General features: G+C 68.4%; 14 protein-coding genes and 1 pseudogene. 9 read left to right on the forward strand and 6 right to left on the reverse strand.

The features are described from left to right. The first annotated feature begins 42 nt into the window (after positions 1-42). The 6 genes from AB0395_RS28955 to AB0395_RS28980 all read left to right on the forward strand — a co-directional run bounded on the left by AB0395_RS28955 (position 43) and on the right by AB0395_RS28980 (position 5,683). Positions 43-720 (forward strand): hypothetical protein, encoded by a 678-nt coding sequence (locus AB0395_RS28955; protein ID WP_366286319.1) that lies wholly within the window; start codon positions 43-45, stop codon positions 718-720. A 21-nt stretch (positions 721-741) separates the two neighbouring features. Beyond that, on the forward strand, positions 742-1,494 hold the full coding sequence (locus AB0395_RS28960) for a helical backbone metal receptor (protein WP_366286321.1): 753 nt from the start codon (positions 742-744) through the stop codon (positions 1,492-1,494). Between the two features lie 207 nt (positions 1,495-1,701). Continuing rightward, the gene (locus AB0395_RS28965; protein ID WP_366286323.1) at positions 1,702-2,352 is read left to right on the forward strand and encodes a hypothetical protein; all 651 of its coding nucleotides are present in this window, start codon (positions 1,702-1,704) and stop codon (positions 2,350-2,352) included. Between the two features lie 195 nt (positions 2,353-2,547). Then, on the forward strand, positions 2,548-3,657 hold the full coding sequence (locus AB0395_RS28970) for an alpha/beta hydrolase-fold protein (protein ID WP_366286423.1): 1,110 nt from the start codon (positions 2,548-2,550) through the stop codon (positions 3,655-3,657). Between the two features lie 188 nt (positions 3,658-3,845). Next, positions 3,846-4,703: an SGNH/GDSL hydrolase family protein gene (locus tag AB0395_RS28975; RefSeq protein ID WP_366286326.1), complete on the forward strand. Its 858-nt coding sequence runs from the start codon at positions 3,846-3,848 to the stop codon at positions 4,701-4,703. 299 nt (positions 4,704-5,002) lie between these two features. Beyond that, on the forward strand, positions 5,003-5,683 hold the full coding sequence (locus AB0395_RS28980) for a DUF4097 family beta strand repeat-containing protein (protein WP_366286426.1): 681 nt from the start codon (positions 5,003-5,005) through the stop codon (positions 5,681-5,683). A gap of 341 nt (positions 5,684-6,024) precedes the next feature. Here AB0395_RS28980 and AB0395_RS28985 read toward each other — a convergent pair whose 3' ends face one another. The 6 genes and pseudogenes from AB0395_RS28985 to AB0395_RS29010 form a co-directional block, all read right to left on the reverse strand. Then, positions 6,025-7,386, reverse strand: a complete 1,362-nt coding sequence (locus tag AB0395_RS28985) for a YcaO-like family protein (RefSeq protein WP_366286329.1) — start codon at positions 7,384-7,386, stop codon at positions 6,025-6,027. Continuing rightward, positions 7,379-8,410, reverse strand: a complete 1,032-nt coding sequence (locus AB0395_RS28990; protein ID WP_366286331.1) for a TOMM precursor leader peptide-binding protein — start codon at positions 8,408-8,410, stop codon at positions 7,379-7,381. The genes AB0395_RS28985 and AB0395_RS28990 overlap by 8 nt, the downstream gene beginning before the upstream one ends. Positions 8,411-8,451: 41 nt before the next feature. After that, complete coding sequence (locus AB0395_RS28995; protein WP_366286334.1) at positions 8,452-9,354, reverse strand: SagB/ThcOx family dehydrogenase; 903 nt, start codon at positions 9,352-9,354, stop codon at positions 8,452-8,454. Positions 9,355-9,434: 80 nt separating this feature from the next. Next, positions 9,435-9,563, reverse strand: a complete 129-nt coding sequence (locus tag AB0395_RS29000; RefSeq protein WP_366286336.1) for a hypothetical protein — start codon at positions 9,561-9,563, stop codon at positions 9,435-9,437. Between the two features lie 186 nt (positions 9,564-9,749). Next, positions 9,750-10,595: a class I SAM-dependent methyltransferase gene (locus tag AB0395_RS29005; protein WP_366286339.1), complete on the reverse strand. Its 846-nt coding sequence runs from the start codon at positions 10,593-10,595 to the stop codon at positions 9,750-9,752. Between the two features lie 165 nt (positions 10,596-10,760). Further along, a pseudogene (locus AB0395_RS29010) lies at positions 10,761-10,919 on the reverse strand (DNA-binding response regulator); the annotation flags it as partial. A 293-nt stretch (positions 10,920-11,212) separates the two neighbouring features. Between AB0395_RS29010 and AB0395_RS29015 the strand changes: the two are divergent. From AB0395_RS29015 to AB0395_RS29025, 3 genes are all read left to right on the forward strand, one after another. Continuing rightward, positions 11,213-11,551: a metalloregulator ArsR/SmtB family transcription factor gene (locus AB0395_RS29015; protein WP_366286342.1), complete on the forward strand. Its 339-nt coding sequence runs from the start codon at positions 11,213-11,215 to the stop codon at positions 11,549-11,551. Then, positions 11,548-12,216, forward strand: a complete 669-nt coding sequence (locus tag AB0395_RS29020; protein WP_366286344.1) for a cation transporter — start codon at positions 11,548-11,550, stop codon at positions 12,214-12,216. Before AB0395_RS29015 ends, AB0395_RS29020 begins: the two co-directional genes overlap by 4 nt. Before the next feature lie 234 nt (positions 12,217-12,450). Continuing rightward, complete coding sequence (locus AB0395_RS29025) at positions 12,451-13,254, forward strand: NAD(P)-dependent oxidoreductase (RefSeq protein WP_366286347.1); 804 nt, start codon at positions 12,451-12,453, stop codon at positions 13,252-13,254. The last annotated feature ends 9 nt before the right edge of the window (positions 13,255-13,263 follow it).

Here is a 13,263-nt window from a genome sequence, read left to right on the forward strand (position 1 = left end):
TACGCTGGCCAGGTCACCGGAAGGGGTGTCTCGGGAGTACCCATGACGGCCCCCCGGTGGGAACCGATCAGCGTGCCGGACATGTCCGTCCGGCACGTCGAGTACGGACTGGATGGTGTCATGAGCCCGTGCACCACGCTGATGCCCGACCTGGACCGTGATTTTCTCAGCGTCTTGTTCTCGCTTGAGGAGCTCCTGGTCACCTATGTCATCTGGGAGCAGGACGGTGAGATCGCGCCGGGGGAGTTGCCCGCGCCCTTGGCGGACCGTGTCGCCGATGACGCGCTGCATCGAATCTGGGATGTCCTGCCGTACTCCCGGGGAGGCATCGCCGAGATCGGGCGTACCGGCCACCTGTTGGCCGACGACGGCTATCGGTATCCGCCGCTGCATCTGGTGAGTGTCGACCAGGCCGACATCGCCACTCTCTCGGCGGTGGCACGCCTGCTCGGTGACCCGTATGCGCCCGAGGTCGTCGGCAGGGGCCTGCGCCAGGGCCACATCAGCATGTCCCCCGAGGAACTGGTGATCCGCGTCGCGAGGCTCGCCACCCAGCTCGCCGGACTTGTGGAACTGGCCGGAACCCCCGACGCCGAGGTGCTGCGTGCGCGCCTTGTCACCGCCGGATCGGCCGAGGACATCGTCCTGAGCCCGGCAGAGGAAGCCGCCTACCGCCGTACCATGACGCTGCTGCGGGCGAGGTTCGTCGCCGATCAGTGAGCGCGGGACCGGAGGATTCCCATGACACTCGACGATCTCGGCGTTCCCCTCGGGACGCGCGGTGCCGTACGCCGAGTGGTGTCCCTCGTGCCGTCGCTCACCGAGTCGCTCGCCGAGTGCGCTCCGGAGCTGTTGGTCGGCGCGACCGACTGGTGCACCCACCCGGCGGGGCTGCCGGTGCGGCGGCTCGGCGGCACCAAGAACCCCGCCCTGGCCGCGATCGCCGATCTGCGCCCTGACCTGGTGCTGGCCAACGAGGAGGAGAACCGCCCGGCCGACCTGGAGGCGCTGCGGTCCGCCGGGGTGCCGGTCTGGGTGACGAGGATCCGCACATTGGACGAGGCCTTCGCCTCCCTACGCCGGATGCTCACGGTGGCCTGCGGCCTGCCCGAGCCGGACTGGCTCGCCGCCGCGGAACGGGCCTGGCGGACTCCGCCGGTCACCGCTGCGCGACGGGCGGTGATCCCCATCTGGCGCAAACCCTGGATGGTCCTGGGGCGCGACACCTTCGCGGGTGACCTGCTGCGCAGACTCGGCGTCCACAACCTCTACGCCGGTCACCCGGAGCGCTACCCGAAGGTCTCCCTGCCCGACCTGCTGGCGGCGGGTGCCGACCTCGTGGTCCTTCCCGACGAGCCCTACCGTTTCACCGCCGAGGACGGGCCAGGATTCTTCCCCGGGACACCGGCCGCACTGGTCAGCGGCAGGCACCTGACCTGGTACGGCCCTTCCCTGACCGAGGCGCGGGAAGTGCTCGGGACCGCCCTGGGATGAAACGGATCGGCCGCGCACAGGAAAGGTCGCGTCCGAATCGTTTGACAGCATTCTCGGAATCGAGCCCGCCCGGCATCGTTTCGCCGGCCGGAGTTCCGCGAGGTGACATGGGATTTTCGGGGAACGCTTGACGGATCACGCCGTTTCGACAACGATTTGTCAGCTTGATTTTTTCTGTCACCACTTCTTCGAAAGAGTGGAATCGTCTTGTCCGAAACCCCGCTGTGGCTTCAGGGCCGTTCAGCCGTCGTCACCGCCGCGGATCCGCAGGAATGGCGCGAAGGCGCACCCGACTATCACCTCTCGCACGTGGTCATGCCGCAGCAGCGGACACACCATTTCGAGCCGGACTCGTTGGAGGCCGTGGTCGAGCGGATCGTGCAGGTCTTCGAGATGGAGGTCTCACACAAGAAGGATCCGGCGACCTGGGTCTCGATGGTCACCGAACACTTCAGGACCAACGTCAACGGTGGCCCGTGGGCGACCGCGGCGGATATCGCCGAGATCGGCAGCTACAACATCCTGATCGGCGAGAGCGTCTTCTACCGGAGTGAGCAGGAGACCTTTGAATCCTCGCATCACGTGTTCCACAAAGCGCTTCCCGGCGGCTTCTTCTGGGAAGTACTCGAAGTGCTCAGTCCGCCACCGACCGTTACTTTCAAATGGCGTCACTGGGGCGTGTCCGAGGGGGAATACCACGGCTTCGCGCCCAGTGGCCAGACGATTGAAATGTACGGTGTCAGCGTCGCCAAGGTGACCGACGACCTCAGGCTTCTTGAGGTCGAGCACTACTACAACCCTAATGACCTCCTTGGCAAGCTGACCGGCGGATGCCCGGTGGCGCACCAGGAGTCATGATCGCGAGGGCCGTGTCCGGGACAGACCGATAGTCGAGTTCACGGCATCGGCGGACGGCTGGGCGGGCCCGTGGGAGACACGGATCCCCTTTCCCTGGGACGCGGCTGCTTAGGAGAATTTGACAGGGGCTGGAGTAGCGTGCGCGGCATCTCGGCAATGCTCTGCTGGGACGGGCCAAGACACTGTGAGGCTGTGATGGGCCTTCTCGGGATGCCGCTTCTCGTCGGGGCGGTCGTGCTGACGGTCGCGGTGACGGTCGCCTCCGTGTGGTTGGGCGGGAGGTTGCGCGGGCCGGTCCTCTGGCAGGCGGTACGGCGGGCCGCACTGGTCCTCACCTGCCAGGCATGCGCGGTGCTTACCGTCGCGGTCGTCGTCAACGACCAGTTCGAGTTCTACGCGACCTGGGACGATCTGGTCGGTTCCAGTCCCAGCAGTGGCGTGGGAGCCCTCGCGCCACTCACTCCGGCGGGTCCGGAGCCCGTGTACGGGCTCCGAGGCCCGAGAGGTCTGCGATCCGTCCCGTTCGGTCAGGACGGAGTGCGGGTCGTCCACTACAGCGGGCCGCGGACGCGCATCAAGGCCGATGTGTACGTGTGGTTGCCGCCGCAGTACGGCCAGCCCGCCTACAAGCACAGGCTGTTCCCGACGATCGAGCTGCTGCCCGGTTATCCCGGCCCCGTCCACAACTGGTTCACCCTGCTCAACATCACCGGGCTCCTCAGACAGGAGATGGCGAGGGGCGAGGTGGAGCCCGCCATCCTCGTGGCCCCCACCATGCAACTGGCGCCGGGTCTCGACACCGACTGCACCGACATCCCCGGCGGTCCCGCAGCGGAGACCTGGGCGGCGGAAGACGTCCGCGACATGGTGACCGCCAATTTCCACGCGCGCAAGGACGGGGCGGGCTGGGCGGCGATGGGGTACTCGGAGGGCGGTTTCTGCGCCGTCAAACTCGCCGTCCAGCACTCCGGGCAGTACGCCGCCGCCGTCAGCCTGTCCGGATACTTCACGCCGACCGCACCGGCCGTCACGCGGTCGCCCGCGCTTCTGAAGGCCAACGATCTGTTACAGGTGCTGGGCAAACACCGTCCGAAGGTGTCGCTGCTGGTGATGGGCACCCGTCAGGACTCGGACACGGCACTGGACGTCACCCGGCTGCGTGACGTCGTTCGTGCCCCGACCCGGGTCTTCTCATCCATCCTTCCCACCGGCGGCCACAACTACGGCATATGGAGTTCGATGCTTCCCGTGGCCATAAAGTGGATCTCCAAAGAGCTGGGCGCCCCTCGCCTGCTCCACTCGTGACCTGTGGCAGGGGTGCGCTCTCGTCCGGCGGTCGAGGTGTCGGCTCCCGTTAGCCATGGCGGTTTTACCGCTCGCCAACGGAAATGGTGCACTATAGCCGGATGTCTCCTCTTCACAAGAGTGACATGACCATAGATGATCGACATCCTCGGCGGGCTGCGAGAATCGCGCGCCGAGCACGGTTCCGCATGCGGGCGGCCCTCCTGCTCGTGATCATGGTCCTGGGTCTCACCCTCGACCTCCCGGGCACCGCGGTGATGGAGACCGGAATGGTGGCCCATGTGACCGTCGCGCACGCCAGGGCCTTCGCCGCGAGCCCGTCCGCTCCGCTCGCCGTCAGTCCGGGGAGAGCCCCGTCGCACGCTCCCGCAACGGTGAGGACGGTGGTCGGGCTGGGCGACTCGGTGCCGGCCGGGTCTGCGTGTGACTGCAGCACCTACGTCTCGCTGATCGGCGAGGCCCTGGCCGCGCGGCAGGGTACGGACGTCGTCACCGAGAACCTCGCCGCCTCCGGGCTCACCACCCAGGGGCTGCTCGACCAGCTCGAGGACGACTCCGCGCGGAAGACCCTGGTCTCCGCCAATCTGACGATCATCACGATCGGCGCCAACGACTTCGACAGCAGCACCATCAAGGATGACGACTGCGGGCCGAGCATCAGCATGGCCTGTTACAAGGACGATCTGGTACGGCTACGCGCCAACATGGACGCCATCCTGGCCAAGCTGCGCGTGCTGCAGACACGGCGGGGAAGCCGGATCCTCGTGACCGGCTACTGGAACGTCTTCATGGACGGCGCCATGGCACGGGCCGAGGGGGACAGGTACGTCACCAACAGCGACAGTCTCACGCGCGCGGTGAACGACACGCTCGCCGCGTCGGCCGAGGCCGCGGGGGTGCGGTACGTCGACCTGTACACGCCGTTCAAGGGCGAGAGCGGAGCCGGGGACGACACCGCCCTCCTCGCCGACGACGGCGACCATCCCGGAGCCACCGGGCACCGGCTCATCGCCCGCGAGGTGCTCTCGGCCCTTTCCCAGGACTGACGCCAATGCCGGTTCACCCGGGTGAGCTCGGCCTTTTCCCCGGCCTGACGCGACGCCGGTTCATCCCCTGCGGGAGCACCGGTCCTCCCCCTGAGCCAAGCGGGCAAGTGAGCGCGGAGGGACAACCCTGATCCTTGGCCTCCCCTCCGGGCCTGGCCAGGACCGATGTCCGGGCAGAGCTTCCATGAGCCGTAGTCGTTCGTCCTGGACGATGCCTTCGGGGTTCCCCCGAGGTTCCATCAGGGGCGATCCCCGATGTATGCCTGCCGTGCCTTTGCGAGGATCATGATGTGAAGAAAATGGTGATGGCGGGAGGCATGCTGGCCCTTGCGGCGCTCCTGACGGGATGCGGGCTGGGGAACATCAACGCCTCCGTCCAGCGGGACACCGCGACCTACCAGATCACGGACAAGGTGGCCACGGTGAACGTCACGACCCGGTCCGGCGACATCGTGATCACCGAGACCGGCGGCAGCGCCATCCAGGTCGTCGAGATGCTCCGATGGAGCGACGAGAGGCCCAAGACCGACCACAAGGTCGATGGCGACACGCTGTCCGCGTCCTACGACTGCCCGGGGAGCTGGGGCAGTTGCAGAGTCGACTACAAGATCGAGGTCCCCAAAGGGATGCAGGTGGAGCTGAAGGCCGGTTCTGGCGACATCACGCTCAACTCCCTGACGGGGCCGATCAACGCCTCCACCGGATCCGGCGACGTGAACGGCGCTGGCCTGGCGGGAAAGAAGGTCTTCACCAAGACCGGATCGGGCGACGCCGAGCTGAAGTACACCGTCGTCCCTGACAGCGTCGAAATGAGGACCGGCTCGGGCATTGCCACCGTCTATCTTCCTGACGGGCCGTACGACGTGAAGACCCAGGTGAACTCGGGCGACAAAAAGGTTTCCGTGCGGAACGACGCGAGTTCTCCGCACAAGGTCGTGATGAACGCGGGTTCCGGCGACATCAATGTGCTGCCCGGATGACCGCGTGAACATGCCGTGGGCACCGACCGGGTGAACACGCCGTGAGCACACGCCGTGGGCACCGCGCCGTACCCAGGAACGTCGTCCTTGTCCGTCCCGCATGAGCGTGCGCCGCGCTCCGGGCGGCGGCCACGGAAGCTTTGGCGTGCGCTGGAAATGATCAAGTCTAGGGTTCTCCGCCTGACGGGCGCGCGTCCATCCGGGATCCGGCACACGAGCTCCCTGGCGCGTCGCGACGCGTACGCCCGCGCCAGGGAGCGGAACCCCTGCCCGGACGCCCGAGTGGGAGCGAACAGGCGGCCGAGCAGGGGCCGGTCGTGGTTCGGATGGCCCGTGGTGTGTCAGGGATAGGGGTGAGGTTCGGGGTTGACGGCACCGCCGTAGGCGGCGAAACGGGGGTGAAGAGGCTGGGGTGCGCTGGGCAGGCACAGACTGAGGGTGTCCGGTGACCACACGCGGCAGACGGTGAGGCCGAGCCGGCGGACGTCCGGTGTGGTGATGTCGAGGTAGCCGAGATGTTTGCCGGTCGTGGCGAACGCGTCGACCAGGTGGGCGGCACAGGCACGGGTGTCGGCGGTGACGTCTGGGGGCAGGTCACCGGCCGAGGCCTGGGTGTGCACGGCGAATCGGCGCTCCACGATCGCCGCGTTGGCCGGCTCGGTGTAGTAGGCGACATTGTCGGCCAGGTCGAAGAAGTCGTCCTTGCCGGATGTGTGGACGGCGCCGTCGGTGGTCCGTTTGGCCGCCATCCAGGTCGCGTAGCGGAACACGGCGATGGCTTCGAGCAACGCCTTGTACATGGCGTAGGGGAGTCGCAGGTCACTGCCCAGACCGGCGGCGACCGGGACGGAGGCGGTGTGGCCGCTGCGGTAGAGGCAGGCGATGGTGAAGCCGGGGAGGTCGGGATTGGGCAGCAGGTGGAACTCCGGTGGTGGAGCGCCCCTGTGCCAGTAACGCTCGATCAGCTTGTCGAGGGCACGCAACCGCGCGTCGTGCCGGATCAGGACGGAGGGCCGGTCGCTGTGCCAGTGTCCCATGACGGAGTCGAGCTGGATGAGCTCCTCGATGGCGCTGAGCAGTGCCTTGCCGGGGTCGCTGTGGGTTGCGGTTCCGGTGGTGACGGCGGCGTTCAGCCAGGGTTCGCCTTCCTTGCGCCGTGGCTGGTAGCCGACCATCGTGAGCTGGGCCGGTGCCCAGTACGTGCTCTCGCCGGTGAGTGAGCGCATGGGCAACCAGCCCATCGGGGCATCGGGGTCGAACCTCTCGAACAGGAAGCCGGGCCGTTCGAGCTGCGTGTCCGTGAAGAAGACGCAGTTGTCCTGAGCCGGGATGCTGTTTCCCCGCTCGGCCATCTCGCGGTAGCCGGCGAACCGGATCCGGTCGCGGTGCTGCGCCGGGAAGGAGTAGTGGCAGTAACGTTCGGCCGATTCGCCGAGGGACTTGATGAGCGGCTCGTCGAGGAGGACGCCGGCGCCGCCGAGGTGATGGCTCTCCGGTGGCAGCGGGCGCCCGTTGTGGAAGATGTGCACGCCGGTCAGCTCGGCACCCGCGATGGCGATCCGCGGCTCGCCTCTGCCGCGGACGCTGAACTTCAGCCGCGGCGTCAGCCCGCACAGGGGATTGACCATCCGGCGCGACAGCACGCGGGTCGCCGTGTCGAACGGCGTGGTGCGCAGGGTGAGGCGCGCCGGGGCGTCAGCCATTGAGCCACTCCTTCGCCTCGAAGTACAGCTCGGTCTCGTCGCGCTGGGCGACGGGGGAGCAGGCCGCGCAGCCGGGCACCTGGAGCACCTCGTTTATCGTGGTCTCCCAGGTCGGCAGGTAGAACCCGAGCATCTTCCCGCTGGTGAAGGAGGCGCCGGTACGTGCGAGGTTGATCGCTTCGAGTGCCAGGTAGGAGCACAGCAGCGAGGACAGCGCGGGCAGGATCGGTGAGCGCCCGCCGGAGACCTCGGCGCGGGTGAGCGCGTTCTTGTAGTGGAGGTATCCGCTGCTGTCGGCGAGGTTCATCATGAGGCGCGTCTCCAGGCAGGCGTAACACGGGCCGCCTCCCGGATGGAAGGTCGGCCCGACGAGCAGGAACGGCCCGTCGATCACGCCGTGCAGCCAGGGCATGCCGACCTCGAGCGCCACCCGGTTGAACAGGGCGCCGGCCACCGGGTCGGCCTGCGGGCCCGCCCACACGACGATGCCGTCCCGCCAGAGGGCGAATTCCTGGACGACCTCCTGAAGGCGCAGGCCGTGCGTGGTCCATCCGGAGTCGGCGGACTCCAGCATCCGCAACGCCGGATCGGCGCTGGCGTCCGTCACCACCAGGTCGGGGTCGCTGGCCGCGATCAGCTCGGCGACGCGCGCGGCGAGTTCGGGGTCACCGATCACCCGCACCGGCCTGACCGGCGTGGGGATGCCGCGCAGCGGGCCGGTGTAACGGTCGAGGTAGTGATCGAGGGCGCAGGAGGCGGACTCCTCCAGCGCGTTCAGCGCGCGCAGCCGCTCAAGAAGCGCGGAGAGCTCCTCGGGGCCGACGCCCTCCCGCTTGGCGACGTCGGCGAGGTCCTGCCCCCCGTCGAGAGCGCTGACCACCGAGAACAGCCAGCCGCGCCGGGCGTCGTCGGTGATGGTGTGCGAGGTCGAATTCCACACGCCGTTCCTGAGCTCGACGACATCGGGGGAGTGCCCGATGATGGAGAACGAACGCTTGATTCGCGGTGATGCTTCCTCTGTCACGCCTGTTTTCTCCAGTTCGGGCTGGCGGGTACTCGACGGGATCAATCACTGGTTTCCGGCCGGCCGAGGATGATCAGGTGCAGCAACGCGGTCCGCAGCCCGTCGGCGCCGAGGACCTCGTTGGCCTCGTCGTCGAAGTAGGTCGACCAGTCCGTGCTTCCCAGCCCGAGCGCGGTCGCGGTGAGGTGGATGTGCTCCGACATCGCCCCCACCTCGTGCAGCACGAACCGCAGTCCCCGGGGACCGTACTTGCGCATCGACCGCCACGGCCGGCCCACGAGGAGGATCACCAGCGCCGCCCGGTCGACGCGGAGCAACTCGGGGAACTCCTCAACTCCGCAGCGCAGGAACGCGGCCAGGTCCTCGGCGTCGCCGTAGTGGTGGAGGACGTCGAGCCGTGGCGCGTACCGATACAGGCCGGGCCCGATGCCCGTCACGTCGCGCGCGGCGATGTGCAACTCGACGGGGTACAGCCCGCCGCCGCTGGGCACGGCGCGATGCGGCCTGCCGGGAGGGTGGCCGAGGTGGGCGCCGGCGGCCCGCAGCAGCGCGGCCACCTCGGGCAGCGTCGCGGATCGGCCGTCGAAGAGCCGGACGCTGCGCCGGAGCGCGATCGCCTGGTCGATCGGCATCCGCGCGGGCGCCGAGTCCGGCAGGTCGACGCGGTGCGAGGCGGGCACGGTCTCCTCGTCGGTGTGGCTCAGCATCTCGGTGGCCTCGGGGGTGAGGTAGTCGGCCGCCGAGCGTTGCGTCTCCCGGTCGTGGCGTCTCAGCCGGGTGGCGCAGAGGAACTCCTCGGCCGGTGAGACCGATCGGGCGAGCCCGAGGTGGGCGTGGCGGAGCTGGTTGGTGCGAAAGGCCGTGCTGTCCAGCCATGGGCTGGCCGCGCGGAAGAAGTTGGCGCTGATCGCAGCCCGCGCGACCGCCGAGTTGTCCGAATCCAATCTCGTCTCCAGGAACAGCCGAACGCGTGAGAAGGGCCGTGTCCCGGCCATGGCGGCCGGGACACGGTGGTATCGCGGTGTTACTCCTGCTCTGCGCTAGTCACCGCAGCGGAAGAGGAGGACGAGATCGGGGCGACGAGTACCTTGCCGTCGTCCACTGTCGGGCAGGCGCTCAGGTTCTCGGTCGAGGTCGCCGTCGAAAACGACATGACTTTCTCCTTTCGAGGGGGTGGGTTACCGCCGGTGAGGACTTCGGCCTCACCGGATTCCCGCGATTCCCGATCGCGGGAGCCTTGGGCCGAGCCTGTTTGGCGCAGGCTCGGAATGCGCGCCGATACGTGTGATGGGGCCTCACGGTCACGGTCCTGACAGGTTCGGGTGCCGGCCGCTCATCGTCATGGCCTGTCGACCCGCCGCAGTCCGAGGTGGGCGACGGACAGCGTGCCTCTGTCGAACAACGCGACGCCGTTGGTCGTGAAATCGAGATAGTTCGCGATCTCCTGGCCGTGACCGGTGCTTTCCGCTGTCTGCCGGCAGGCGCGCAGCCGGTCCGCCCATTCGGAGAACGTGCGCGCGTAGTCATCCCGGTGGGTCGTGACGTGAACCGGCTCCCACCACGGATCGCAGGTCCTGAGGAACTGGTCGAGCCGGAGGAGGGCGCCGGTCAGGCGCAGCCGCCGCATCGCCTCGGCGTAGCGGGCCCCCTCCTGGCCCCAGTCGCGGCTGTGCCCCAGGATCGTGGTCTCTATCCCGAGGCGAGCTCCCGGCCGGGTCCACGTGTGCGTGCGCTCGAAGAACTCGCGGCACAGCTCGGGCTGGCGATCCGACTCCTCCGCGCCCGCGAGGTTCTCCAGGAAGCCGATGGAGACGACCGCGTCGTACGGCTCGGCGGGTGTGAAGGCGCGGTAGTCCCCCTGCCGGACGGTGACCCCGCGCAACCCCGGTTCCCTGGCCGCCTGGCACGCCTCGCCGGACAGGTCGAGTCCGCAGGCCGCGGCCACGCCGTGTTCCTCACTCAGGTGGCGCAACATGCCGCCGAACCCCGACCCCACGTCGAGGACGCGTGAATCCGCTGTGACTCCCGCCCAGCGCGCCATGAGCCGGTACTTGTTCAGCTGGGCCGTTTCGAGGTCGGTGGCGTCGGCCCACAGCCCGCAGCTCAGTGCGAGGCTCTTGTCGAGCCACAGTTCATGGGAAAGCGGGCCCGTGCCGAACCCGTCTGACGCACGCTCATCGGCCAACTCACTGCCCCCCGAACGAGACCCACAGCTGTGGCCATCACCGATGACCAGCGCCACCGGCAGGTGGCTACCGGTCAACCATCGTTCGATTACAAAGAGTTGTCAAGCGATTACTTTGAGAGACGTCAAGTGGGACGCGGGCACCCTCGGCACCACCTCCGCGGTTCAGCCGCGCAGGTAGGTCAGGACGGCCAGCACGCGGCGGTGGCCGTCCTCGGCGGGCAGGTCCGGCTTCATGAAGATGTTGCCGATGTGCTTGGCAACCGCGGCGTCGCTGATGCCAAGGAGGCGGGCGATCGACGGGTTGGCGCGGCCCTCGGCCATCTGGACGGCAGGAAGCCGAGCGGGTTGCCCGTGACCGCCCGCCACGCCGAAACGCCGTTCGTCACCCAGACAACACTACGAGTGGCGCCCGCCTCGGGAACGGGCCCCCGGTGGAGGGCGGACGGTAGACCTGGCACTACCGCCGGGTGACCGCCCGTCGTGGAGTTCGCCGACGACTTCCCGTTCGGCCTCCCGTTCGGCTCCGGCGAGAGGCGCTCCGGTGGCAGCAATTGGTCAGCTTTCGCTGAATTCAGCATTTACTGTAGTACAGCGCTCGCTGTATCGTCGTGGACATGCTGACCGTCGCCACACGCCTGGAGGCCATGGCGCGGCTGGGGAAAGCCCTGGCCGACCCGACCCGATGCCGTATCTTGATCGCTCTGCTGGAGGGGCCGGAATACCCCGCTCGCCTGGCCGAACGTCTGGATCTCACCAGATCCAACGTCTCCAACCATCTGGCCTGCCTGCGAGGCTGTGGCCTGGTGGTCGGGGTCGGGGAAGGGCGCCAGACCCGGTACGAGATCGCCGACCGGCGTCTCGCGCACGCGATAGACGACCTGCTCGGTGTGGTGCTGGCGGTGGAGACCGGCGAACGGTGCCTGAACGACGGGCCCGGGACGGACTGCCCGTGACCGGCCTTCACCTCGGGCCGGGTCCCGCTCGCCGGGTCGCCCTGCGTCGGCGAATCCGGCTTCTCGTGGCCGCGACCATCGCCTACAACGTGGTTGAGGCGATCGTCGCGATCACCGCGGGTACGGTCGCGTCATCGGGGGCGCTCGTCGCGTTCGGTCTCGACTCTGTGATCGAGGTCGCCTCGGCCGCCGCGGTTGCCTGGCAGTTCTCCAGCCGTGATCCGGAAGCCCGCGAGCGGATCACGTTGCGGATCATCGCGCTGTCGTTCTTCGCCCTGGCCGCCTATGTCACGGCCGATTCGGCTCTGACCCTGACCGGTGCCGGCGAGGCGGAGCACTCGACCGCGGGGATCGTGCTCGCCGTGCTCAGCCTGATGGTCATGCCGTTCCTGTCGGCCGCGCAGCGCCGTGCCGGTCGCGAACTCGGTTCGGCGAGCGCGGTCGCCGACTCGAAACAGACCCTGCTGTGCACCTACCTATCGGGCGTACTCCTGGCCGGGCTCCTGCTTGACAGCCTGCTCGGCTGGTCGTGGGCGGATCCCGTCGCCGCTCTGGTCATCGCCGTCGTGGCGGTCAAGGAGGGCCGTGCAGCCTGGCGCGGGGACGCCTGCTGCGCTCCTTCTCCATCCTTGGCCGGTGACGGCGACTGTGGCTGTGATCGATGACAGTGCGCCGCCCGTGCCGGAGAACATCGGCCCAGGGGTGTCAAGGACTGCGCGACGTGCCGGATAAGGTGCGGCGGACACAACACGGGGACATCGGAAAGGCGTGCGACGCGTGCATGACGTCAGCCGAGCCGGACTGGACCGGGGCTGCGCCGGTGAGGCCGGCCGGGCCGTCGAGCCGCAGAAAAGACGTCCGACCGAGCCCGAAAAGCACATGCCTGACAGGAGACACACATGCGAATTCTGGTGACGGGTGCCGCGGGCGGCATCGGCACCCAGCTCAGGCCGCGAATGGCCAGGGACGGACGGGTACTGCGGCTGCTCGACGTCGTCCCCGTCGAACCCGGGCCGGGTGAGGAGGCGATCACGGCCGACATCACCGACCCGGAGGCGATGGCCGGGGCCATGCACGGCGTCGACGCCGTGCTCCACCTGGGAGGCCACAGCACGGAACAGCCATGGGCGGACATCCTGGATGTCAACATCAACGGCACCTACGTGGTGCTGGAGGCCGCCCGCCAGGCCGGGGTCCAGCACGTCGTCCTGGCGAGCAGCAACCACGCCGCCGGGTTCCATCCACGGACGGCCGAGGCCCCCGACTACCTGTTCCCGCGGCCCGACACCTTCTACGGCGTCGGCAAGGTCGCGATGGAGGCGCTCGGCTCGCTCTACCACGACCGGTACGGCCTGGCCGTGACGTGCCTGCGCATCGGCTCGTGCTTCCCACGGCCGAAGGAGCCGCGCATGCTCTCCACCTGGCTGTCTCCCGACGACTGCGCCCGCCTGGCCGAGGCGTCCCTGGTCGCCGAGGGGTTCCACGTGGTCTGGGGCGTCTCCGCCAACACGCGACGCTGGTGGTCCCTTGAGGAGGGCCGCGCCATCGGCTTCGAGCCGAAGGACGACGCCGAGGTCTACGCGCGGGAGCTCATCGCCCAGCACGGCGAGCCCGACCCCGACGCCATGGCCCATGCACTGCTGGGCGGTTCGTTCTGCCGTCCCGAACTCGATGTCGACAACCTCACGACGCGGAAGCGGTGACCATGGCCC

Source organism: Streptosporangium sp. NPDC051023 (genome assembly GCF_040689595.1).
Lineage (GTDB): Bacteria > Actinomycetota > Actinomycetes > Streptosporangiales > Streptosporangiaceae > Streptosporangium.

Coding starts and splice junctions, on each gene's coding strand:
- AB0395_RS28955 (WP_366286319.1), top strand. CDS start 43: ATGACGGCCCCCCGGTGGGAACCGATCAGCGTGCCGGACATGTCCGTC.
- AB0395_RS28960 (WP_366286321.1), top strand. CDS start 742: ATGACACTCGACGATCTCGGCGTTCCCCTCGGGACGCGCGGTGCCGTA.
- AB0395_RS28970 (WP_366286423.1), top strand. CDS start 2,548: ATGGGCCTTCTCGGGATGCCGCTTCTCGTCGGGGCGGTCGTGCTGACG.
- AB0395_RS28975 (WP_366286326.1), top strand. CDS start 3,846: ATGCGGGCGGCCCTCCTGCTCGTGATCATGGTCCTGGGTCTCACCCTC.
- AB0395_RS28980 (WP_366286426.1), top strand. CDS start 5,003: ATGGTGATGGCGGGAGGCATGCTGGCCCTTGCGGCGCTCCTGACGGGA.
- AB0395_RS28985 (WP_366286329.1), bottom strand. CDS start 7,386: ATGGCTGACGCCCCGGCGCGCCTCACCCTGCGCACCACGCCGTTCGAC.
- AB0395_RS29000 (WP_366286336.1), bottom strand. CDS start 9,563: ATGTCGTTTTCGACGGCGACCTCGACCGAGAACCTGAGCGCCTGCCCG.
- AB0395_RS29015 (WP_366286342.1), top strand. CDS start 11,213: ATGCTGACCGTCGCCACACGCCTGGAGGCCATGGCGCGGCTGGGGAAA.
- AB0395_RS29025 (WP_366286347.1), top strand. CDS start 12,451: ATGCGAATTCTGGTGACGGGTGCCGCGGGCGGCATCGGCACCCAGCTC.